Origin of the sequence: Serratia aquatilis, assembly GCF_044865145.1 — a bacterium.
In the GTDB taxonomy this organism is placed as follows: domain Bacteria; phylum Pseudomonadota; class Gammaproteobacteria; order Enterobacterales; family Enterobacteriaceae; genus Chania; species Chania aquatilis.
In genome coordinates, this window is record NZ_CP173186.1 from 777,597 (window position 1) to 801,518 (window position 23,922).

The following is a 23,922-nucleotide window of genomic DNA, read 5'->3' on the forward strand; positions in this document are numbered from 1 at the left end:
TACCCAGGCAAGATACAGGTACTTCGATGATTAAATTTATTATCAAGCGTTTACTGATGTTGATCCCCACCTTTATCGGGATCACCTTGATCACTTTTATGCTGGTTCACCTTATTCCAGGCGATCCGGTGGAAATAATGATGGGCGAGCGCGGCCTGGATCCTGCCTATCATGCCGAAATGCTCAAAAAGCTGGGACTGGATCTTCCGTTGCATCAGCAATACTTCAATTATCTGGCTGACCTGCTGCACGGTAATTTAGGCATTTCATTAACCTCAAATGAAACCGTGCTGCATGAGTTTTTAACGCTTTTTCCCGCCACGTTGGAATTGGCCACCGTAGCGATGATCCTGGCGATTATTGTCGGTATTCCGATTGGTGTATTAGCTGCGGTAAAGCGGGGTTCCATTCTTGACCACGGCGTAATGGGGCTGTCATTGACTGGCTTTTCCATGCCGATTTTCTGGTGGAGTCTGATCCTGATCATGTTCTTCTCGGTGCAACTGGGCTGGACACCGGTCTCGGGGCGTATCGATCTGGATTTTGATATTGAGCCACATAGCGGCTTTATGTTGATCGACTCCCTGATCGCGCAATATCAGGATCCCGATGCCAACCAAGGCGCGTTCCTGAACGCCCTAAAACACCTGATCCTACCGGCGATAGTGCTGGCTACCGTGCCGCTGGCGATTGTCTCCCGCATGACGCGTTCGTCGATGCTGGAAGTGCTGCGTGAAGACTATGTGCGCACCGCCTATGCCAAAGGGTTATCTCCTCTGCGGGTGATCTTTGGTCATACGCTGCGTAATGCGCTGATCCCGGTGTTAACCATTATCGGACTGAGCGTCAGCTCACTATTGGGTGGCGCAGTAATGACGGAAACCATCTTCTCCTGGCCAGGTATCGGTAAATGGCTGATCGAAGCCATTGGTCGGCGCGATTACCAGGTAGTTCAGAACGGTATCTTGCTGGTGGCTACGCTGGTCATTATGACCAACCTGCTGGTGGATATTTTATACGGTGTGGTTAACCCCCGCATTCGCCACGCTTAACAGGGCCTGAATATGACTCAGACTATTTTAAATAATCTCGGTACAAAGGTAGGAAATGACGATCTCTCGGATCGCTATCCCTCGCCGTTTAAAGAGTTTTATCAGAGTTTTTTTGCGAACCGTGGTGCAACCATCGCCTTCTGTTTCATGTTACTGGTGCTGATTGCGGCTGTTTTCGCCCCTTGGATAGCGCCTTATGACCCTATTACTCAGTATCGCGATCATTTAATGCAGCCGCCGATGTGGCAAGCCGGTGGCAGCGCCGCGTTTCCTTTAGGCACCGACGAAGTTGGGCGCGATATTCTCTCTCGCCTGATGTACGGCGGGCGTCTGTCACTATTTATCGGTTTCTGCGCCGTGGTGTTTGCACTGATCCCTGGGGCCATTCTTGGCTTGCTGGCGGCGTTTTACCCGCGAGTGATCGGCATTGCGGTGATGCGCCTGATGGACATTATGATGTCGATGCCGACTCTGCTGCTGGCCGTCGCCATTATGGCGGTATTAGGCCCAGGCCTGTTTAATGCCATGATCGCTATTGCCATTGCCTCTTTGCCTGGCTATGTCCGCCTGACCCGCTCCTCGGTGATGATGGAACTGCATCGCGACTATGTCACCGCCGCCCGCGTTGGTGGCGCGGGTACCTTGCGCCTGATGTTTTTCACCGTCCTGCCAAACTGTATGGCACCGCTGATTGTGCATATGACCATGAGCTTCTCTTCTGCGATCCTGGAAATTGCCGCGTTAGGCTTTTTGGGCCTGGGCATTCAGCCACCGCAGCCTGAATGGGGAACCATGTTGGCTTCAGCACGTGAATATATGGAACGCGCCTGGTGGATCGTTACCATGCCGGGCCTGACGATCCTGTTATCCGTGGTTTCGATCAATCTGATCGGTGACGGTCTGCGCGACGCATTAGATCCCCGGCTGAAGCAGGCGGGATAAGGTGAATACATGAGTCTGTTAGAAATTCGTAATCTTTCCGTGGAGTTTGGCGCGCGTGAAAAACCTTTTCGTGCCGTTGAAAATGTGAGTCTGTCCGTCGAAGAAGGGGAGATCGTCGGCATCGTCGGTGAATCCGGTTCGGGTAAATCGGTCACTATGATGGCCATGATGGGTCTACTGGAAAAACAGGGGCGGGTTTCTGCCGATATTCTGCAATTTAACGGCAATGACATGCTGACGATGTCGCCGCGTGAGCGCCGCAAAATAATTGGTAAAGACATTTCCATGATTTTCCAGGATCCCATGTCATCCCTCAATCCCAGCTACACCGTAGGGCGGCAAATCATGGAAGTGTTGACGTTGCACCATGGCCTTAAGGGCAGTGCGCTGCGCGATCGTGCTATTGAATTGATGACGCTGGTAGAGATCCCCGATCCCGAGCGCCGTTTAGAGGCTTATCCCCACCAATTATCGGGTGGCATGAGCCAGCGGGTGATGATCGCTATGGCAATTGCCTGCAAGCCCAAGTTACTGATCGCCGATGAACCCACCACGGCGCTGGATGTGACCATCCAGGCGCAGGTGATGGAGCTGTTGCTGAACTTGCAGAAAACGCAGGGAATGGCGTTGATTCTAATCACTCACGATCTGGCGGTAGTGGCTGAGATCGCCCATAAAGCGGTAGTAATGTATGCCGGGCAAATCGCTGAGGTATCAACCGTACCAGAGATTTTCCGCCGCCCGCATCACCCTTATACCCAAGCGCTGTTGAGATCCATTCCCGAGCACAGTAAGGGAACTGAACGGCTGTTTACCTTGCCCGGTATCGTGCCGGGGCAGTTTGATCGGCCAACGGGTTGTCTGTTGGCACCCCGCTGCCCCTATGTTCGGGAGCAATGCTGTACCGTCAGGCCTGCGCTAAGGGCGATGGATCACTATGCCGTCAGGTGTCACTTTCCTCTCAGTGCCGAGGGTCAACGATGAAAACAATATTACAGGCCACCGATCTGACACGTCATTACGAGGTGGGCCAAGGTTTCTTGAGTAAAGCCCAATGCGTCAAGGCACTTAACGGGGTCAGTTTTTCATTGGCGACCGGTAAAACCCTGGCAGTAGTGGGTGAGTCTGGCTGTGGCAAATCGACTCTGGCCCGCCAGTTAACCTTGATTGAACAGCCCACCTCGGGTTCGCTGATCCTGGACGGGCAGGATGTGGTGAGTGCCAATAGTGCACAGCGCAAAGCGATGCGCGCCAAGGTACAAATGGTATTCCAGAATCCCTACGCTTCGTTAAATCCGCGTAGCAAGATTGGCACACAACTGAGCGATCCGCTGGTGATTAACACTGCGCTCAATGCCAAAGAGCGTGAGGAGCGGGTACGTATGATGATGACCAAAGTGGGCTTGCGCCCGGAACATTATCACCGCTACCCGCACATGTTTTCCGGCGGCCAGCGGCAGCGCATCGCTATTGCGCGCGCCATGATGCTCAACCCGAAGATTGTGATTGCCGATGAACCCACCTCCGCGCTCGACGTATCCATCCAGGCGCAGGTACTGAATCTTTTTATGGATCTACAGGCTGAGTTCAACACCACCTATGTGTTTATTTCTCATAACCTTTCCGTAGTGGAACATGTCGCACACGACGTCATGGTAATGTATTTGGGGCGCGCCGTTGAGATCGCCAGCAAAGCTACGCTGTATGCGCAGCCGCTGCATCCTTATACTAAGGCGTTGCTTTCGGCGACGCCGACCATCCATCCGGAAGATCGCAAAATAAAGATTAAGATCATGGGCGAGTTACCCAGCCCGTTGAATCTGCCTTCGGGCTGCGCGTTTCACAAACGCTGCCCATTTGCCGATGAGCGTTGCCAGCATGACGAGCCGCAGTTGCGCAGCTTCGGCAACACCCAGGTGGCCTGCCACCATGTGGAGAGAATTAATTGATTCGCAGCAGGCCGCTGGCAGTAACGGCCCGTAATCAGCAACTTGTTAAGGTTACTCAATGAAAGCCATTAAACCCGTAATTGTGATCCATGGCGGCGCTGGAACCATCAGCCGCCAGGCCGTCACGGCAGAAAAAGAGCAGGAATACCATAGCGCCTTGCGCGCTATTTTGCTGGCAAGCCAGCAGGTTCTCACTGATGGTGGAAGTGCCGTCGACGCGGTAACCCTGGCGGTGACCATGCTGGAGGATTGCCCGTTATTCAATGCTGGAAAAGGGGCGGTATTTACCCATGCGGAAACCCATGAATTGGATGCGGCGATCATGCGGGGCGAAGATCTGCAGGCCGGAGCGGTTTCTTGCGTCAGCCAGATTAAAAACCCGATCAAAGCCGCCCGTGCCGTCATGGAACAGAGTGAGCATGTGCTGTTTATTGGCGAGGGTGCAGAGGATTTTGCCCGGCAGCATGAACTGGAACGGGTAGACAGCAGCTATTTCTCCACCGAAGCTCGCCGTGAGCAGCTCTACCGGGTGAGAGATCATCAGGGCGGCACCGCGCTTGACCACAGTGGCGAAGCCTTGGCCACACAGCCCACACCGATCAATGAAGAAAAGAAATTCGGCACCGTTGGTGCAGTAGCGCTCGATAGGCAGGGCAATCTGGCAGCGGCTACCTCAACGGGGGGAATGACCAATAAACAGGTTGGTCGCGTTGGTGACAGCCCGATTTTTGGTGCTGGAACCTATGCGGATAACCACACCGCCGCCGTTTCCTGTACCGGCACCGGCGAAATGTTTATGCGCATGGTGACTGCTTATGATGTCTGCGCATTGATGAGCTACGCGGGCCTGCCCCTTGAGCAGGCCACCCATAAGGTCGTGATGGAGAAGCTACCGCTGATCGGTGGTGAAGGCGGCCTGATTGCCGTTGATGCCCAGGGTAATATCAGCCTTTGTTTCAACAGTGAAGGAATGTACCGTGGTTACGCCTACGCGGGTGAGCAGGATGTGGTAACCGCGATTTTTAAGTAATCATAAATGGCAATTGTATGGCCCAAGGGCGGGCCCTGCACCTACGCTTAACCCACCTTTCGCACGGAGCTGTTGCTTCCCTGCCGGTTTTGCCTATACCCAAAATAATTCGAGTTACTTGTAGGCGGCAAGCACTGGAGAGCCCAGGAGCATAGATAACTATGTGACTGGGTCGACAGGGGGCAGCCAACACCCAAGCAACTTGAAGTATAAAGGGTATATACCCTCGAGGTTGATTTTAGCCCGAGATACACGGGCCTAGCGCACCGAGGGGCGCTCCGACGGCTTACGCCGTTACGACCCCTTCGGCACGCTCTCCCTAATAACGAGCTTTGTCAGCAGTCTGAAGGGTATATACCCTCGCGTTTACGTTCGGCACCTTCAATGGCTTTAACATTCGTGCTCATCTCACTTATTGCATTGTTTTAGGTTTCGTTCCTTACCCGAGCAAAAAATCGGATTTGTGAGCATCATCACCATTCTTCGTAAGCCGATCAAAGGGTTTCTTTTGATTTTGGTTGTTAACGGAATGTTGGCTCGTAGATGGCTGTAAAACACTGTGCTAGGATGATTTACCTCTATTTGGGGCACTGACTATAACTCTAAAAGGATGTCGCTATGTTTTTAAATAATCGAAAGATTTTTGTCACCTTTGCAGCGGCCTTATTCTCAGTCAGCAGCTATGCGGCTGCACCGAAATCTGTGGCTATCGTCTCTATCGTTGATCACCCGGCGCTGAATGCCGCGCGCGATGGGGTTATTGATGAGCTTCGAGATGCTGGTTATGACAAGGATAAGGTCAAGATTGAATTCCAGAGTGCGCAGGGAAATATGGCCACCGCCGGGCAGATTGCACGCAAATTTATTGGTGACAAACCCGATGCTATCGTAGCGATCTCCACCCCAGCGGCTCAGTCAGTCATTGCCGCCACCAAGAGTATTCCCGTGGTGTTTACTACCGTAACCGATCCCGTCGCGGCAAAACTGGTCAAAAGCTGGGAACCGAGTGGCACCAACGTTACCGGGGTTTCTGACAGCGTAGCCATTGGCCCGCAGGTAGATCTAATTTTAAAAGTTAAACCGGATGCCAAGCGTGTTGGCATGATCTTCAGCCCAGGCGAAGTCAACTCGACGGTAGTGGTTAAAGAGCTGAGAGATGAATTAACCAAGCGTGGCATGACGCTGGTCGAAGTACCGGCAGCACGCACCGTTGATGTTACCCCGGCGGCGAAGAGCCTGGTGGGTAAAGTCGATGTAATCTATACCAACACCGATAACAATGTTATCTCTACTTACGAGTCATTGGTTGGTGTGGCAAATCAGGCAAAAATCCCGCTGATCGCTGGCGACAATAGCGTTGCCAAACGTGGTGCTGCTGCAGCGTTGGGTATGAGCTACTACGATCTGGGCCGGCAAACCGGTAAGGTTGTCGTGCGCCTGTTAGCAGGGGAAAAGCCTGGCACTATCGCACCAGAGGTGGGTAAAAAGCTCAGCCTGAGCGTGAATCCCGGTGCTGCTGAGAAACAAGGCGTAACCCTGCCTGCCGAACTGGTGCAGTCAGCGCAGGAAGTGATCAAGTAACACATTGCGTAGAATAGTTTTTCTTCTGTATTGTGGCCCGCCTGTTCTGGCGGGCCAAGGTTTTTTATGAGGTATGCATGTCGCTAATTTCCCTTATGGGGGCTTTGGAGATCGGCCTGATCTTTGCGCTGGTGGCGCTGGGAGTGCTGATTTCTTTTCGCTTGCTCAACTTTCCCGATTTAACCGCCGATGGTAGTTTTCCTTTAGGCGGTGCCGTTGCCGCAATCATGATTGTTAACGGGTACAATCCCTGGCTGGCATGTGGTTTGGCCGCTATCGCAGGGGCCGGAGCCGGTTGTCTGACCGCCTGGCTGCATGTGCGGTTGGGTATTCTGCAACTGCTGGCCAGTATTCTGGTGATGATTGCACTGTACTCGATCAACCTACGAATTATGGGTGCGCCTAACCTTGCGCTGATTGGTATGCCTAGTGTGTTCACGCCTTTCATCAATCAGGTTGAAGATAATTCCTGGTTGATCCAACCCATACTGCTGCTGTTTGTGGTGGTGCTGGCTAAGCTGGCGCTGGATGCATTCCTGTCATCCGAACTCGGTCTGGCTCTACGTGCCACTGGCGCGAATCCCCGTATGTCTCGAGCCCAGGGCATTCCCACCAGTCGGTTGACGGTAATTGGCATGGCGCTATCCAACGCGCTGATCGCGCTGGCGGGGGCTCTGTACGTACAAACTCAGGGCGGTGCGGATATCTCGATGGGGATCGGTACCATCGTGGTTGGGCTGGCGGCGGTGATCATCGGTGAGACGCTGCTACCTGCTCGTAGTCTGTATTTGATCACTTTGGCGACCTTAATTGGCGCATTAGTTTACCGTCTGATGATTGCTCTGGCCCTGAACGCCGACTTTATCGGCCTACAGGCACAGGATCTGAATCTGATCACCGCCGTACTGGTGACCCTGGCACTGATATTGCCGAAGTTGAAACAAAAACTGAGAAGCAAGCAAGGAAGGCAGCCATCATGATGCGTGCCGAGCAGTTATTTAAAACTTTTAATCCCGGCAGCCCGCTGGAGAATCCGGTATTGCGCGGCCTATCTTTAAGCATTGAAGCCGGTCAATTTGTGACGGTGATTGGTAGCAATGGAGCGGGGAAGTCCACTCTGCTCAATGCTATCAGCGGCGATATTACGCCGGATCGTGGTCGGCTGTTTATCGGGGATCAGGACGTCACTTCAATGCCAGCCTGGCGCCGTGCTGGCATGGTAGCACGGGTATTCCAGGATCCGCTTGCGGGTACCTGTGAAGGATTGAGCATTGAGGAGAACCTGGCGCTGGCGCTACAGCGCGGCCAGGCCCGGGGGTTCAAACGCGCAGTTAAAGGGAAACAGCGCGAGCTATTTCGTGAAAAGCTGGCGACGCTGGAACTGGGGCTGGAGAATCGTTTAGGTGACCATATGGGCTTGCTCTCCGGTGGGCAGCGGCAGGCTGTCAGCCTACTAATGGCATCACTGCAACCGTCTCGTCTGCTGTTGCTGGATGAACATACTGCCGCACTCGATCCGAAAACGGCGGCCTTTGTACTGGCCTTGACCGACCGTATTGTTGCTGAACAGCAACTGACGGTGTTGATGGTCACACATTCTATGCGTCAGGCGCTGGATCACGGCCACCGAACGGTCATGTTGCATCAGGGGCGTGTAGTGCTTGATGTCTGCGGTAAGGAGCGGGCAAACATGCAGGTAACCGATCTGCTGGAGATGTTTGAAAAAACTCGCGGCGAAAAACTCGATGATGATGGGTTGCTATTAGGCTGAGTTTATCAACTAAGCAGCCATCCTACACAATCTACCGCTATGAGGCCCATTATTTATGGGCCTCTCCGTTAAACCTCACGTTTTACTCCGCGTTCCAACGCTTGTCAGCGTTACAGACTCTGTTTAGATTTTTCCTACCCTGTTTAGATTTTTCCTACTCAGGTGAACTGTGGTCAGCAACCGACGGTTTCACTCATTTTATTCTTTTATAACAGTTAGTTAACATGCTAACTTGTGTGAGAAAAGTAGATTTATCAGTTTTTTATCCTTTTTAATTTAAAAAAAAGAGATAAATGGCTGAGTTTTTCATTAAAATAAAAAGAGTGAAATATTCTGGTTTTTTAGTTTTTTTTGGATTTTAAGTTTTTTAAAAAATTTGTTTAAAGGTTTTTGTTTCATTTGGTGGATTTGGCATTATTAAATCCTTATAAAACCTCATGGATTGCGCAAGGCTCGTTCGTTCTGTAGGATATTTCTAAATTAAATATCGCTATGGAAATAGCATTTGATTCGAAGTTGATGTTTCCAGACTAAGAAGCCTGACAAATATTGACATTTGTTAGCGCTAAGGGATGACATCCGAAATGCCAAGGAACGGACCGCCGAATTAATTATTTTATTTATCATTTTTTTAACTTGCATAATAAAGTTAATTGCTTTATTTGGTCTCGCCCATTAAGGGGCTGTGAGCAGTAGGGGAAATCTGCTACGGGCAGATTTATACTCGCCATACTTCAGGTTGCATGCGTTCGCTTATCCCGATTACATAGTCACCTATGTTGCCGGGAACAACCGAGCTTACCAACTCGAACTATTAAGAGTATAGGTAACCTTACGTGTTTGCTGCAGTTAGAATTATTTACACTGCAAGAAAATATTCATGAATAATCATTCAAGGATGCATGATTATTACCGGCTTATATAGATTTTCCTGATGGTGAATTTATATAAGATTTAAAGGATTTGATAGTTCCAGTCAGGGATTGACTGGTTAATTATCTCAATTATCGTTAATTTAAGGATGCTTTAATGAAACTCAATACAATCGCTTCTTCTCTGGTTGCTACCCTCGTTCTGGCAAGCAGTGCTGCTTTCGCTGCTCCAGTTACCGTACCTGGTGGCGTTGTTCACTTCCAGGGTTCACTGGTAAACGCAGCTTGCGCAGTAAGCACCGAATCTGCTGACCAGATCGTTACACTGGGCCAGTACCGTACTGCAGCGTTCACTGCTGTTGGCGACGTATCTGCTGACATCCCGTTCAAAATCGTTCTGAACGACTGTGATACCGCTGTTTCAACGACTGCTTCTGTAGCGTTCTCTGGTACTGCTACTGCTGGCAACCCAGACCTGTTGGCGATTGCTTCTTCAACCAACTCTACTACTGCAACTGGCGTAGGCATTGAAATTCTGGACCGTACTTCTGTTGCTCTGACTCCAGACGGTACTGATTTCTCTGCTGCACAGACTCTGATCGATGGCACCAACACCCTGCCATTCGTAGCGCGTTACAAAGCAACTGCTGCTGTAACTACCGCTGGTCAGGCGAATGCTGACGCTACCTTCGTTATGCAGTACAACTAATAGCTTACTATTAGCCATTTATGGATGATTATAGCCTCATGGATGAGGCTGTTTCTTTAACATTGATAAGACAATGACGAAATAAGGAAGTATTGCGCGTTTTTGTTCATTCTCAGAGAGTTAAAGATGACGGGTGGCGTAATTATAATCCAGCAGAGATGACTGTTTTAACCGGTTGTATAAGCAGTAGTGAACAATTTTAAACGCCTCTGGTCTGCTAACTTTCCATTGCTTTTTTCGGAATGGCCAAAATCGGAAATACCCCCCTTAACGGTTGAACTACGCCGATTTATTTCTTTTTTCTCTATTGTTTTAATAGAAAATACAATGGTAACCCTTGTTATGAATAAAATTTTTAAATGTACCATAGCTATAGCGATGTCTTTAGCTATGGTGCTGCCAATGGCAGCCTTCAGTGCCAAAGGGCCCGGTGGCATCTCCCTGGGCGCAACACGCGTTATTTACCCCTCCCTGGCCAAGCAGACCTCGATAGCGCTGAATAATTCGGATGCAAAAAACCGTTATTTGGTCAACTCCTGGGTTGAAAACACCAATGGTCAGAAGGAAAAAAGTTTTGTCATCACTCCTCCGCTGTTTGTCAGTGAGCCCAAGAGTGAAAATACGTTGCGCATTATTTACGCCGGGCCGCCATTGCCGAAAGATCGCGAGACGGTTTTCTGGTTGAACGTAAAGTCTATCCCCTCGGTGGATAAAAATAGCATTGAAGGGAAGAACGTACTTCAGTTAGCGATCCTGTCGCGTATCAAGCTGTTTGTTCGCCCAGAAAACCTGCCTATTCAGCCAGAAGAAGCGCTGAAACAAGTGCGGTTTAACCTGTCTGGCGGAAAGCTGAATATCACTAACCCATCACCGTATTACGTCTCTATGGTCAACCTGAAGGTCGGTGGCAAGAAGTTGGCTAACACCATGATCCCGCCAATGGGCAGTGCGCAGGCGGTGGTTCCAGCCGGTGTTTCCGGCAGTATTTCGTTCCAGACCGTTAATGATTACGGTGCACTGACGCCAGTACAGAATGGTGTGACGCAGTAAAGGATAGCTCTTTGTCAGCGGAAGATTATAGAGGCAATGATGAAAAGGTCAGTTAGACGTGACATATTTGAGGAAAAGGGCCTGATGCCCCACTTTAGCTCGCTTGCCGCGGCGCTTATGGCCATTCTTTATTCCGGCATGAGTTCCGCAGAGAGCTATTTCAACCCGGCATTTTTATCTGATGACGTGACCAAAGTCTCGGATCTCTCGCGTTTTGAAAAAGGTACCAACCAGGCTCCGGGCACCTACCGCGTTGAAATTATTGTCAACGAGGAGCTTGTCGCTACCCAGGATATGAATTTCATTGCCGCCCCCAGTGGCGCGAGCATCAAACCCTCGGCAGGCGGGCTCGAGCCCTGCATGGACCAGCGTTGGTTGAAACGTATCGGTGTGAATATTGCCGCCCACCCCAACTTGAGCAAACTCAAGCCCGAAGAGTGTGTGGATCTGGTTAAAGAGGTCACCGGTGCAGAGGTTACGTTTGATTTTGCGCGCCAACGCCTGACCATCAATATTCCGCAGGCTTCACTGCTTAACGCGGTGCGTGGCTATATTCCGCCGGAAGAGTGGGACGAAGGTATTCCTGCCGTCTTGCTGAACTATAACGCTTCCGGCAACAGTGGCTCGAACGGGGACAGCTATTACCTGAACCTGCAGAGTGGCGCGAATGCGGGCGCATGGCGTCTGCGTAACAACAGTTCGTGGAGCTACAGCACGAGTAGCGATGGTACGACTTACAACCGCTGGAAATCCATCGGTACCTATGTTCAGCGTGCCATTATTCCGCTGAAAAGCACCCTGGTGATGGGGGAAAGTAACACCAACAACAGCCTGTTTGACAGCACGGGGTTCCGTGGTGCGCGCATGTACTCTACCGACAGCATGTACCCGGATGCGTTGCAGGGGTTTGCCCCTACGGTGCGAGGGATTGCCAGAAGCAATGCCAAAATCACCATCCGCCAGAACGGTTTTGTTATCTATCAAAACTTCGTGCCGCCGGGGCCGTTTGTGATTGATGACATGAACGCACGTATCTCCAGCGGTGACCTTGAAGTGACCGTGGAAGAAAGAGACGGCAACAATCAGGTGTTTACGGTACCGTACTCTACCGTGCCGATGCTGTTGCGCGAAGGGCGCTTCAAGTATGACGTGGTGGTAGGGACGTTCCGTAGCGGCAATAGCCAGCAGTCAGAGCCGGGGTTCTCCCAGCTTACCTTGATTGGCGGGTTACCGAACGGCTATACCGTGTACGGCGGCGGGCAGATTGCGGCGCGTTATGCCGCTGCGGCCATCGGCATCGGCAAAAACCTGGGTAACTGGGGCGCTATCTCGTTTGATGCTACCCATGCGTACAGCAAACTGGCGGATGACAGCACCTATGACGGGCAGTCAGTCCGTTTCCTGTATGCCAAATCCCTCAATGAATACGGTACCAACTTCCGCGTTCTGGGGTATCGCTATTCTACCCAGGGCTTCCACACGCTGAGTGATGTCGCCTACAAGCAATTGGAAGGGTACGATAATCAGCTGGAGATTGACGGCAACTACAGCAAAGTGCCGATCGTCGCCACCTATTACAACCTGCGTTACAACCGGAAGCAGAATTTCCAGGCTAACATCACCCAGTCGTTGGGCGAGTATGGTTCCCTGTATCTTTCTGGCAACCAGCAGACTTATTGGGGTACCACCAGAACCAACGTGATGTATCAACTGGGGTATTCCAGCGGTTGGCGCGGGATCAATTATGCCCTCGGTTTAGCCTGGAACAAAACGCTGGATACCAACGAGAACAACCGCATCGCGTCGCTCAACGTGTCGATACCGTTCAGCGTGCTGTTTGGCCGCCGTTACTCGACAGACTCCCTGCTGGACCGGGCCTATGCCACCGTCGCAGCCAGCCGTGATTCCAACGGGAAAAATACCGTGCGAACCGGCCTGAGCGGCACCTTACTGGAAGGGCGCAACCTGGCTTACAGTGTGACCCAGAACAGCGGCAGCACCAGCGGGGGTAATGTCAACCTCAACTGGCAGGGCACCTACAATACTCTTGGCCTCGGCTATAGCTACGGCAGAGGGCAGCACGATCTGAACTGGCAGGTTGCCGGTGGGGTGGTAGGGCATGCCGATGGCGTGACCTTCAGCCAACCGCTGGGCGATACCAACGTGCTGATCAAAGCCCCTGGTGCCGCCGGTGTCAGAGTGGAAAACCAGACTGGCGTGAGGACCGACTGGCGTGGTTATGCGGTAGTCCCGTATGCCTCCAACTATCGCTATAACCGCATCGCGCTGGATACCAACTCGATGGACCAGAACACCGATATTACTGACAACGTTGCCAATGTAGTACCGACCGAAGGTGCGGTGGTACGGGCAACGTTCGACCCACGCATTGGCGTTCGTGCACTGTTCACCGTGAAGCGTGGCGATAATCTGGTGCCGTTTGGCGCAATGGTACGTGAGGAAACCACCGGAACCACCAGTATGGTGGGTGAGGATGGTCAGCTCTATATGAGTGGGTTACCGCTGCAAGGCAAGTTCCTGATCTCATGGGGCAAGGATGCGGGCTCGCAGTGTAAGGCATCTTACTCACTGCCGAAGGAAAACCTGAAGCAGGCTGTCATGGTAGCCACGGCTACCTGTAATTAACCGACAAGCCAGGAAAAGCAGAATGAATATCAAAATGTATTTAGCCGGGGCGGCGCTGTTAATCGCGGGTGCCCCGGCGTATGCCACGGTATGTGCACCAAAAGATGGTGTTGTTAGGGATGTGCCTTATGAATTATCGAATGCCTTTAACGCATCCAATAATCAGGTCGGTCAGGTTGTTATTTTGTCCGACAAAACCCAAGACGTTGGTGTTAAGGCTATCTGCCCGCCAGGAACCACTGGCAAAACCACTATGCGTAGCTATGTCACCGATTTGCCGGTGGTAACAGTTATCGATAATTTTAAGTACTTGCAGCTTAATGATTATCTGCAAGGCGCAATGCAAATCACAGATCATGGTAACACTGGTGACAAAACATTCTTTCCCCCGACTAATTATGAACAAATGGGGGAGGACGAGCGTGTTCCGCTAAATAAGGAGTTTGATATTTGGGACCGTGGACTAATCTTTAAACTGAGGATAACCAGGCCGTTTATCAATATGGTGGTAATCCCCAAAAAGACGTTGTTTACCGTTTATGTGACCACCACCAACGCGGATCCGCTGATCACTCCGGTTTATACCATCAGTTACAGCGGCAAGATTAATGTGCCACAGACCTGCGAGCTCAACCTTGGGGATGTAGTGAAGTTCGATTTTGGTGATATCGCTTCGGTACTGTTCAGCCAGGCGGGTGCGGGTAATAGCCCGGCAGGGGTTACACCGCAGACAAAATCCGTGGCGATCAAATGTACCAACATAGACGCCCAGGCCTATCTCACCATGCGGTTAGAAGCCGAAAAAAACTCTGGCGACATCATGGTTTCGGATAACGCCGATCTTGGCTTCAAGGTGTCGGGCGGTACGGGCAGTGGCCCGGTGTTTATCCCCAATGACGTGACCAGCACGCTCGGTTTCCAACTGGATGATGCAGCCAGAGCTAACGTGACTATCACCGCCGTACCGGTGAGCGTAACGGGCAATAAGCCTGAGGCTGGGCCTTTTACTGCGCGCGGCTACCTGCGTGTGGACTATGACTAAGGATAACGCTATGCAAAGTATGCAAAAACTCGTCCTGCTGACGCTGATCGCATACCTGCTGGTGGGGGGCGCACGTGCCGATACTCCGCTGGGTGAGATCAACATAGAGCTTAGAGGTAATATTGTCGACAGAACCTGTATTGCCGCACCGGGCGATCTGGACAAAACCGTCAACATGGGTACTTGGGCAACCAAGCAGATCCGCAATACCGGGGACACCTCATGGCAGATCCCGTTTACCCTGTCACTGACGGGCTGCCCGGAGAGTGGTAAAGCGTCGATAACCTTTTCAGGAACCGCCTCCGCCAGTAACAGCGAGCTGTTGGCGCTGAATGGCAGCAGCAGCGCAACCAATATTGCGTTGGAACTGCGTAACAGCGACCGCACCCGGTTGCCGCTCACGCAGGCAAGCAAGGAAATTACTACCGATGCGAATGGCGATGCCACCATGGTCTTTTATGCCAACTATATCGCCATCGCTAACAATCCGCAGCCGGGTGTTGCGAATGCTGATGCGACCTTTGTGATTAACTATGAGTAGCATCAAAGTGCAATAAAACAGCCTACGTCCCCGTAGGGGTTTTATGTGTATACTCGTCGTACTTCAAGTTGCCAGTGTGTTGGCTGCAGGCCGGATCCCTGTCACGCAGTAATTTCTGTGGCAGGGGTTGTCTCTGCGGCCTTCATGCAACCTGGCTTAACACGTCGAGTGATTGATCACGGTGCAAACGCTGATACCGCTTCGTTTATTGGAAGTTAATTCTCCGCTGATCTGGCATTGGCCACATTTGCAGGAAGTGATCACCGTGATGAAGCGGGATCGTTTTAACGGTCTGGTTATCCATCAGCAAGATCTCTTAGCCTTACTGGTATTACCTTCCCCTTATTGTCTGCATGGCCGTGAGAACCTATTGCGTGAACGGCAGGAACGCCTGCTGTATTTGCAGCGCTTATATCGCTATTGCAATAAGTCTGGTATCGGCGTCTGGTTGCAGGGTGAGGCTTTGCCCCATGGCGGCAAATTACAGGAAAAATTCCCTGAATATGCGTTGATAGAAAACAGCCAAGCAGATGAACTGTTCTGGAAAAACTTCTATCAGCAGGCATTGGTTGAAACATTGCAACAGTTGCCTGGTATCGACGGGGTGATTGTCAATCTCCCGCGGCATCAAGCCTATCGCGCTAACTGGTCGTCAACGCTCCCCTTCCTCTATCAAACGTTACGTAGTCTGGGAAAGAAGATGGTTCTGCGTGATTACATGGACGATGCCGCTGCGCCCTGGCAGTTGATTAACGCTTTGCAGGTGCTACCGAAAGATGTACGGGTCTCACTGAAAGCGGTGCCGCAGGGGTATCGGCCCGGATTTGCCAATAATCCGTTGCTCACCCATCTGGAGGGCCGTATTAAGTGGGTCGAGTTCGATATGTGGGGGCTGGAGTATGGTTGGACACTGCTGCCCTGCTATCTGCTGGAAGAGATCCAGGGGCGGCTAAGCTGGGCAGAAAACGTGGCGGGTGACGATCTGGAAGCCATCACCGGCCGGCTCAGTTGGGAATGGATTTCCAACAGTTCGCTGATTAATTCGGTGAATTCGGTCAACCTTCATGGGCTGGCAATGTTTGGCCGCGAAATGTGCCTGTCAGAAAAACAGGCGTTTCACTGCTGGTTAACCGATATGCTGGACCACAAGGTGGATGCTGCGGAACTGAGCGCCTTCCATCAGGTTTATACCAGCAGCTATGAATGGATGAGGAAAACTCCCTATCTATTAGGGCACCTGCTGCACCACAACAGCCAGGTGCCAGAAAGCTATGCCCAGGCGGTAAAACTGCTGCAACTGCACGCCCGCCACTCAGAAGATTACAGCGGGGCGAGCTCACTTTTCCCTACCGATAGCCCTGACGCTGGCCGCGAACAGTACCAACAACTGTTACTGGAGAAGCAACGGGCACTTTTTCTGGCGCAACATTCCCGCAGTCAGTTGCACCAGTTGTTGCTGCATATTGATATTGCTGAAGAAAAAAGGGCACTGTTTAAACGGGTCTGGGAGCGGGTGGCCTACTATACCGATATGTTTGACGCCGTGGCCAAAGCGGTTGCCATGCAGTTGATGTCTGAACGTTATGGCAGCCGCAGTGGCATATCCTCGTTTGAGCTGGCACAGCAGATCCGTCAGTTGCGGCAGTTGTCATATCGCCTCGATGAATGGCTAGCCAAAGACGAACAGCAGCAGCCTCACTATCTGGCGATGTTGTTTGATCCCGCCAGGTTGATTAGCCTGGCGGACAGCCTGGTTCAGGACTAATCAGCTAACGATTCCGACTGTTTCAACTGTTGATAGAAATCCCGCAGAATGTAAAAAGCCGCCTTGCGAGTGAGTTTGTCGGCGGCGATCAACCCCTTACAGTTAAGCCCCTGCTGATAAGGGTTCTGCCGTCTTTCTGTGCGGTAGTCGTACAACAGCCAAGGCGTGAAGCCGCGTACATAGTTGAGCTTGGGCAGATAAGCGGTTTGCTGGCGATAGACTTCAGCCATGTAGTGTTCAGAGAAGGGGCCGGAGCGTGGCGCATGATCCCCCAGAACACCTTCGGCACCGGTTTCCGTGATCACCACCGGTTTGGTGGGCGACGAGTTTTCCCCCAAAACGATCAGATCGTCAAAATTCTCTTCATACCAACCGTAGTATTCATTCAATCCGATGATATCGAGGTGATCCGCCAGACGATCTTCAATCTTCATTTTGGCGTGGTTAACCAGGCAGGCCGCGGAAATCAAACGGCTGGGGTCGGCTTGCCGTGCCGCCTCTACCAGCGTGGTCATAAAGTGCAGCCGCTCATCGGTATCCGCGTTTTCATTGCCTACCGACCAGATAATCACGCTAGCGCGATTACGGTCGCGCATAATCAGCTCCATCAGTTGATTATGTGCGTCGCGCTGGGTAGCCGGATTGCTGAAATCGATAGCCCAATAGTTGGGGATCTCTTCCCACAGTAGCAGGCCAACTTCATCAGCAATGCGGGCGGCCATTTCGTGGTGTGGATAATGCGCAAGGCGCAAGTAATTACAGTTGAGCTCCTTGGCATCCTGAAAGCGGCGGCGAATATCGGCTTCACTGGTCATTTTCCCCAGCAGCAAATCGTCTTCATGGCAGTTAATCCCCCGTAGGTAGAGCGAGCGTCCATTCAGGCGAATATCCGTGCCAGCTACCTCAATTTGCCGAAAGCCAACGCGATCGCTTACCCAGTCGCGCCCTAAGGTTGCCATAACCTGATATAGCTTGGGTTGTTCAGGTGACCAAAGCACCGGGTGTGCGGGGAGTGTGGCCTCGGCAATCCCTTCAACCACCGGTAGCGTCTGGTTGATACCCAGCTCAGTCAGGATAAAATTGACCTCTGTTGCCTCTCCTTCAACGGCGATCCTGACGGCGATACGATTGTAACGGCCATCCGGCACCAGGTAGACAAACAGATCGCGGATATAGCTGTTTGGCGTTCGGATCAGGTCGATCTCACGATAAACCCCGCCGTAGTTGAACCAGTCGTTATTGCGCAGCGGTAGCCTGTCGGTAGTGCGGTTATTGTTCACGCACAGCATCAGTACATTATTACCCGCTTGCAGTTCCGGGGTTAATTCGGCGCAAAAAGGGGTCGATCCCCCATAATGATTACCGATAAAGCGATGGTTGAGAAACACCTTGCAGTCATAGTTAGCGGCACCAATTCGCAAGAACACACGCTCATCCTCATCTTGCCTCAGATAGTCAATTTCGCGGGTATACCAGGCGCTCCCTTCAAAATAAAACCATTTGTCTTTAATCATCTGCCAGCAACTGGGGACCGGAATGGTTTCACCGGCAAAAGGATCATAGTCGTAGGGATCTCGGCGCGTTTCCGCATCGCTTTGTTGCAGCAAAAACCATTTCTGCCGCAAACCGGTGTCATGCAGATCCAGGGTAAATCGCCATTCGCCCGCCAGGCTTTCCCGCTCACGGCCACCAGTGAACAGTAGGGTCTGATGATTAAGATTCTGCAGGTTATAGGGGCGATCGTACTGTTCGTTATGCAGGCATTCGACGGCGTTTTCGGCAATGTCAGATTTTTCCAGCATGATATCTCCTTATCAGCATAAAAGTATTGCGGGAGAATAGCCGGTATCGGCTGCGAAAAAGGGGCGGGCTCCGCTGACCGAATAGCACGCTATGCCGAAAGAAATAGAATTGTGACCAACATCTAAATCTGTCTGATTTATAGAGTGATGTTCCTCACACATTTATTTTTTTCGGTGAGAACTGCATCACAATAACCCCTGGTGGCAGCGACAACGCTCACAAAAAATAACCGGGTGCCTGCCGAGATCTCAATTCTATTTCTTGCCAGTCTCTGCTTTTGAACCGACCCCGTAGACTAAATTGGCGTGATTTTAAGCTGTTTCTATCTGGCAATGGAGGGAAATACGATGAGTCAGTTACAAAGTGATATCAGTGAGCAGGCGGTAAAAACAGGCGTTACCATGAGCCGCTACCGATGGACCGTATGTGCGTTGCTTTTCTTTTCTGTCACCATAAATAATCTCGACCGCTCTATTTTAGGCCTGCTGGCCCCGATGCTACAAAAGGATATTGGCTGGACCGAAATTGAGTACGGCAATATTGTCACCGCGTTTCAGGCCGCCTACGCCGTAGGGTTATTTCTCTGCGGGCGGATTGTCGATCTTTATGGCGCGCGTCTGGTATTACCTATTGCATTGGCGATCTGGAGTGTCGCGGCAATGGCGCATGGCGCAGCCAGTACGGTTGTTGGATTTATTTACGCCCGTATTTTTCTTGGTCTGGGGGAGAGCGCCAACTTTCCTTCTGCGGTCAAGGTGGCAGCAGAATGGTTTCCCAAACGCGAACGGGCATTTGCTACCGGGATTTTTAACTCTGGCTCAAACGTCGGCAATATTTTTGCCCCGATTATTATCCCGTGGATTGCGCTGCAATGGGGATGGCGTGAAGCCTTTGTGGTAACGGGAGCCGTGGGCTTTATCTGGATTGCTTTCTGGCTATTTTTATACGGTAAACCGGGTAAGGTTAAAAAAGTTAATCAGGAGGAGTTAGCCTGGATCCACCAGGATGATACCCCTGAAACTGAAAAACAGACTTCGCAAAAAGTCAGTTGGTTAGGCTTATTAAAACATCGCCAGACCTGGGCTTTTGCGGTGTGTAAATTCCTTACCGATCCGATCTTCTGGTTTTTCCTGTTCTGGTTACCGAAATGGCTGCACGATGCCCGTGGTATCGATATGGCTCATATGGCAATGCCGCTGGTATTGATCAATATTCTGGCGACGCTAGGCGGCCTCGGTGGCGGTTATCTTCCCGCATGGTTGGTGAATCGGGGAATGTCGGTCAATAAGGCACGTAAATCAACCTTGCTGTTATGTGCCCTGTGCGTGTTACCTATCCTGCTGGTTTCCAACGTCTCTAATCTTTGGGTTGCCGTGGCGCTGATAGGCGTTGCCGTAGCGGCGCATCAAGGTTGGTCGGTCAATCTCTACACCAGCGTATCGGATATGTTCCCCAAGCAGGCTGTAGGTGCAGTTGTGGGTATTGGTTGCCTGATTGGCTCAATCGGCTCAATTATCTTTGCACAGGCAACTGGGCATATATTGCAGGCAACCGGCAGCTACTGGTCCATTTTCCTGATGGGAGGTTTTGCCTATCTGCTTGGTTTTATCATCATGCACTTTTTAATACCGAATATGTCTGCGGCAAAGCTTTAATAGAAATAATCTTGATACTTAAAACTTCCCGTTAATTTATTTTTCCGGTTAGCATTAATATAAAATAGCGAAGGAATAAAAGATGAGTTTAACCGATAGCCTATTACAGGAGAGTATTCTGGTGGCCCGAAACCAGAGTCTCCGCTGGCTTAATAGCATGCAGTTACCGGATGGCATCCCTGGCGTATTGCGCGTCAGCGAATATCATCAACCCGAACAGTGGCCGCAGATGCTGCTTTCCGGCACTTATGACGGAACCATGGCCCGAGTGCTGTTGGGCGATCATATTGAAGAGAAAAACAGACTGGCAGACTGGGTGTTAAGCCATCAACGGGAAGACGGTTATTTCCTGTTGCCCGGTTTAGACTGGAGTGACACCTGGAAACGCCCGGATGTTGAACAAACCCGCCAGTATATGCGCTTTCATGCCACCAACTACTGCATGGGAGCATTAGAGGCTTTAGGCCAACTGGATCGCCTTGAACTGCCTTTTCTGGCACCTTTTCTCGACCCGCAATTTTTCTGGGCGTGGTTGGGGCAACGTGACATGCGCGACCCTTGGTTGGAAGGGAATAACATCGTTAATCTCGGCAGCTTTCTGCTGCTTGAAAAACAGCGGAACCCGCACGGCCCGGCAGCACAGCGCTTGCAGGATATGATCTTCTGGCATAACCAGCAGAGCGAACCCTATTCTGGTTTCTGGGGCCCTGGTCAGCAGTTCAGCCAAGAGGCACTGCTGTTTGCCCTTTGTGGTGCCACCCATAACCTTCATGTTTTTTATGCCCTGGAAGAAAATATTCCCTATTTCAACCAGTCGATAAGCCGTTGTCTGGAACAGCCGATAGCGGTTCGCAGCGGCTGCATTGATGTCGATATTATCGATATTCTGGCCCACGGCAGTAGCCGTTGCCCACATAGGCGTGACGAAATCGAATTCTGGCTGCGAAGCATGCTGGTGAAACTACTGGATTTTCAGAATTCCGATGGCGGTTTTCCTGACACCCTGCTCGGTGAGCGCGGCTATGATGGTTGGGTGAAGGGCTATAAAGAACCGCAGGGTTATAGCAATACTTTCGCCACATGGTTCCGATGGATAGCAATAGCCATGATCGCCGAAGTGTTATGGCCGCAATGGCAGACATGGCATTTTCGCCAAACCATTGGCATCGGTTACTTCAAACCGTAAAGCGGCAGTATACCCTCCACTCTGAAGTATGAAGGGTATACCGCTTCCCACAATCTCCCTAGGCTGTGTCCCTTAATTGCCCGTGGTGCCGTCGCAGACCCAAAAGCCCGTTATCAAGGCGGAGGGTGAAGGGCAGAGTGGCCCTCTGTTCAAACCCGACAACACAGAGAACGGGCTTTTGGGGCGCGACCCTTCGGGCTGGGGCCATTTGCGCGCATTGCGGCGTTGTTCGCCGCTTATTTGGTCCACCAAACCTCGCGGCTCACGCCTTGCCCTGCGCGCAAATGACCGCCAGCGGCGCTCGCGTGCAATTAAGGGACACAGCCTAATCACTTATTCGAGTCAGTGATTAGGGATAAATTTCTGAATAATCTCTTCCAAAAAAATAAAAAACAGCGTCCGCGACTTTTCATAGGGCTTGAGTGTGCTATTTCCACTGCTGTTCGTGAGGTAAAAAAGCGTGTTTTTTTGCAGTTTAGGAAAATAACGAAACTCTTCAAATAAAAAGATAATCTCTTTATAATTCAAGCCGGAAAGCTCATCATCGAAAGACTGAAATAGCCCCGTGGTAGAGAGCACCAGCAGTTTGGTATCTTTATTATCAGCGTTCCTGACAGTGGTGATCTCGTTGGTCGCCAGCGTAAAAACATCAGAAAAAATACGCAGGCGATAGGCGAAGTAATCTGCACAAATAAAAGAGGGCCCTAATCCGTAGATAATCAACTTATTGCAATCTTTTATTTTTAACCAGAAATCGTGGGCCAGATTGTCGTCAAAGTTGGCGATGTACTCTGATATGCGCTGTAATTCGTCAGAAGGTTTTATCGGCGGGGACTCAGTTTGCCCGCTGATAAGAAATTTCTTATATTGTTTGAACGACTCAAACCCCATTTTTCGCACAAATTTAGAGATTTTTGAGGTCGATACATCGAGCTGTGTGCTGAGTTCAGTAATAGAGACCGTTGAATTATGCTGAATGCATTCCTTGGTACTGTCCAGTAGCTTCCTTTCCAACACATTCAGACTCGTGTAATCAACTTTAATCATGATTTATTTCCGATGTAATGTACTGAACGATCCACTGAGGATCTCGAACTGCAGCACGGCTGGCAGGGACACAGCCTAGTAAGACACAAGCATTTAAATAGCCCATCAATGCCTGAAATTTACGCTATTGCCTAAGATTCAGCAGGCACCCAACAGCCTAATGTTACGAGAAAATCTGCCCGATGAGTACCCCGCTTATCGCAGAGATCGGCGCTTGGTGGGATTATTATGCGCTTTTTTTGGCTGCTCTAGATTCATTTAAAGTTTTAAACTCTATTTTTATTTAAAATAATAACATTATATTTTAATAATTAATTAAAAATTAACATTTAAAACCAATTAATTCTATTTTATAGAACTTAAAATCTTTTATTGTCTAAATTTTCCAATAAAGTGATCGAAACGACGTTTTTATGGAAAATTTTTGGTATAAATGTTAACCAGAATGATGCGGAGTGAAATTGAAAAGTTAAACATTGATCGGGAAGAAATATGTTGGAAAAAATCACAGACTTCAGTTTGAATCTGTTCTCTCTTAAAGGAAGGACAGCCATTGTTACCGGAGGCAACAGTGGGTTAGGCCAGGCGTATAGCGTGGCGTTTGCCAAGGCAGGGGCCAATGTAGCGGTTATCGCTATTGCTGATGATGAGGGGGAAACCCGTCGGCTGGTGGAGGAGTGTGGGGCAGAATATCAGTTTATTCTTGCCGATATTACCCAGGAAGGTGAACCCCAGCGGGCAATAGATCAGGTTGCCGCGCGCTTTGGCAGCATCGATATACTGGTTAACAATGCGGGAATATGCATCAACGAGCCGGACGTGCTTAAATTTACCCGTGTACAGTGGGACAAAATGATCGCCCTTAACCTGAGCGCGGCATTTGAAATGTCTCACCAAGTCGCCAAATATATGATCCCGCAACGTAGTGGGAAGATTATCAATATTGCCTCTATGTTTTCTTATCTTGGCGGGCAATGGTCACCGGCTTATTCGGCAAGTAAGCACGGCATCGTTGGCCTGACCAAAGCCTATTGTGATGAATTGGCGCAGTTCAATATTCAAGTCACTGCTATCGCTCCTGGCTATTATGCCACGCCATTAACTGAAAAAACCCGTTCAGATCCCACTGCTAATGCTCGGGTACTTTCCCATATTGCGGCTAATCGTTGGGGAAATATCGCCGATCTGATGGGGACGGCGGTATTTTTAGCCTCTGATGCTTCTAACTACGTTAACGGCTCAGTGATAGCCGTTGATGGCGGTTTTTTAGTGCGTTAATAA

General features: G+C 50.7%; 19 protein-coding genes. 17 read left to right on the forward strand and 2 right to left on the reverse strand.

Features of this window, described 5'->3' with window-relative positions; all coding sequences use genetic code 11:
* The first annotated feature begins 26 nt into the window (after positions 1 to 26).
* The 14 genes from SAQUA_RS03555 to SAQUA_RS03620 all read left to right on the forward strand — a co-directional run bounded on the left by SAQUA_RS03555 (position 27) and on the right by SAQUA_RS03620 (position 16,950).
* Positions 27 to 1,052, forward strand: a complete 1,026-nt coding sequence (locus SAQUA_RS03555; protein WP_380677892.1) for an ABC transporter permease subunit — start codon at positions 27 to 29, stop codon at positions 1,050 to 1,052.
* A 12-nt stretch (positions 1,053 to 1,064) separates the two neighbouring features.
* Entirely contained in the window at positions 1,065 to 1,994 is a 930-nt protein-coding gene (locus SAQUA_RS03560) for an ABC transporter permease subunit (RefSeq protein ID WP_380677894.1), read from the forward strand.
* 9 nt (positions 1,995 to 2,003) lie between these two features.
* Entirely contained in the window at positions 2,004 to 2,978 is a 975-nt protein-coding gene (locus SAQUA_RS03565; RefSeq protein WP_380677896.1) for an ABC transporter ATP-binding protein, read from the forward strand.
* Positions 2,975 to 3,943 carry a peptide ABC transporter ATP-binding protein gene (locus tag SAQUA_RS03570; protein ID WP_380677898.1) on the forward strand — a complete coding sequence of 323 codons (969 nt, stop codon included), beginning with the start codon at positions 2,975 to 2,977 and terminating at the stop codon, positions 3,941 to 3,943. Before SAQUA_RS03565 ends, SAQUA_RS03570 begins: the two co-directional genes overlap by 4 nt.
* 58 nt (positions 3,944 to 4,001) lie before the next feature.
* Positions 4,002 to 4,973, forward strand: coding sequence for an isoaspartyl peptidase/L-asparaginase family protein (locus tag SAQUA_RS03575; protein ID WP_380677900.1), 972 nt, complete (start codon positions 4,002 to 4,004; stop codon positions 4,971 to 4,973).
* 618 nt (positions 4,974 to 5,591) lie between these two features.
* A complete protein-coding gene (locus SAQUA_RS03580; protein WP_380677902.1) occupies positions 5,592 to 6,554 on the forward strand; it encodes an ABC transporter substrate-binding protein in 963 nt (320 codons plus the stop codon).
* 77 nt (positions 6,555 to 6,631) lie between these two features.
* Positions 6,632 to 7,534, forward strand: coding sequence for an ABC transporter permease (locus tag SAQUA_RS03585; protein WP_380677904.1), 903 nt, complete (start codon positions 6,632 to 6,634; stop codon positions 7,532 to 7,534).
* Positions 7,531 to 8,325, forward strand: a complete 795-nt coding sequence (locus SAQUA_RS03590) for an ABC transporter ATP-binding protein (protein WP_380677906.1) — start codon at positions 7,531 to 7,533, stop codon at positions 8,323 to 8,325. The genes SAQUA_RS03585 and SAQUA_RS03590 overlap by 4 nt, the downstream gene beginning before the upstream one ends.
* A 1,029-nt stretch (positions 8,326 to 9,354) precedes the next feature.
* Complete coding sequence (gene fimA / locus SAQUA_RS03595; RefSeq protein ID WP_380677908.1) at positions 9,355 to 9,906, forward strand: type 1 fimbrial major subunit FimA; 552 nt, start codon at positions 9,355 to 9,357, stop codon at positions 9,904 to 9,906.
* Between the two features lie 342 nt (positions 9,907 to 10,248).
* Positions 10,249 to 10,956 carry a type 1 fimbria chaperone FimC gene (fimC, locus tag SAQUA_RS03600; RefSeq protein ID WP_380677910.1) on the forward strand — a complete coding sequence of 236 codons (708 nt, stop codon included), beginning with the start codon at positions 10,249 to 10,251 and terminating at the stop codon, positions 10,954 to 10,956.
* Between the two features lie 39 nt (positions 10,957 to 10,995).
* On the forward strand, positions 10,996 to 13,602 hold the full coding sequence (locus tag SAQUA_RS03605) for a fimbrial biogenesis usher protein (protein WP_380678248.1): 2,607 nt from the start codon (positions 10,996 to 10,998) through the stop codon (positions 13,600 to 13,602).
* A 22-nt stretch (positions 13,603 to 13,624) separates the two neighbouring features.
* Positions 13,625 to 14,644 (forward strand): type 1 fimbria D-mannose specific adhesin FimH, encoded by a 1,020-nt coding sequence (fimH, locus tag SAQUA_RS03610; RefSeq protein ID WP_380677912.1) that lies wholly within the window; start codon positions 13,625 to 13,627, stop codon positions 14,642 to 14,644.
* A gap of 19 nt (positions 14,645 to 14,663) precedes the next feature.
* Positions 14,664 to 15,185, forward strand: a complete 522-nt coding sequence (sfmF, locus tag SAQUA_RS03615; protein ID WP_380678250.1) for a fimbria assembly protein — start codon at positions 14,664 to 14,666, stop codon at positions 15,183 to 15,185.
* A 181-nt stretch (positions 15,186 to 15,366) separates the two neighbouring features.
* Positions 15,367 to 16,950 carry a hypothetical protein gene (locus SAQUA_RS03620; protein ID WP_380677914.1) on the forward strand — a complete coding sequence of 528 codons (1,584 nt, stop codon included), beginning with the start codon at positions 15,367 to 15,369 and terminating at the stop codon, positions 16,948 to 16,950.
* On the opposite strand, the gene SAQUA_RS03625 is transcribed toward SAQUA_RS03620, so the two are convergent.
* Positions 16,947 to 18,752, reverse strand: coding sequence for a glycoside hydrolase family 2 protein (locus SAQUA_RS03625; protein ID WP_380677916.1), 1,806 nt, complete (start codon positions 18,750 to 18,752; stop codon positions 16,947 to 16,949). The two genes, SAQUA_RS03620 and SAQUA_RS03625, sit on opposite strands and share 4 nt — an antisense overlap.
* A gap of 348 nt (positions 18,753 to 19,100) precedes the next feature.
* Here SAQUA_RS03625 and SAQUA_RS03630 point away from each other — a divergent pair, with 348 nt between their 5' ends.
* A complete protein-coding gene (locus SAQUA_RS03630) occupies positions 19,101 to 20,408 on the forward strand; it encodes an MFS transporter (RefSeq protein ID WP_380677918.1) in 1,308 nt (435 codons plus the stop codon).
* Positions 20,409 to 20,490: 82 nt separating this feature from the next.
* Entirely contained in the window at positions 20,491 to 21,594 is a 1,104-nt protein-coding gene (locus SAQUA_RS03635; protein WP_380677920.1) for a hypothetical protein, read from the forward strand.
* 342 nt (positions 21,595 to 21,936) lie between these two features.
* Here the strand turns inward: SAQUA_RS03635 and SAQUA_RS03640 are convergent, their stop codons facing one another.
* A complete protein-coding gene (locus SAQUA_RS03640) occupies positions 21,937 to 22,641 on the reverse strand; it encodes a MurR/RpiR family transcriptional regulator (protein ID WP_380677922.1) in 705 nt (234 codons plus the stop codon).
* A gap of 492 nt (positions 22,642 to 23,133) precedes the next feature.
* On the opposite strand from SAQUA_RS03640, the gene SAQUA_RS03645 reads away from it, so the two are divergent.
* A complete protein-coding gene (locus SAQUA_RS03645) occupies positions 23,134 to 23,919 on the forward strand; it encodes an SDR family oxidoreductase (RefSeq protein WP_380677924.1) in 786 nt (261 codons plus the stop codon).
* Positions 23,920 to 23,922 lie beyond the last annotated feature (3 nt).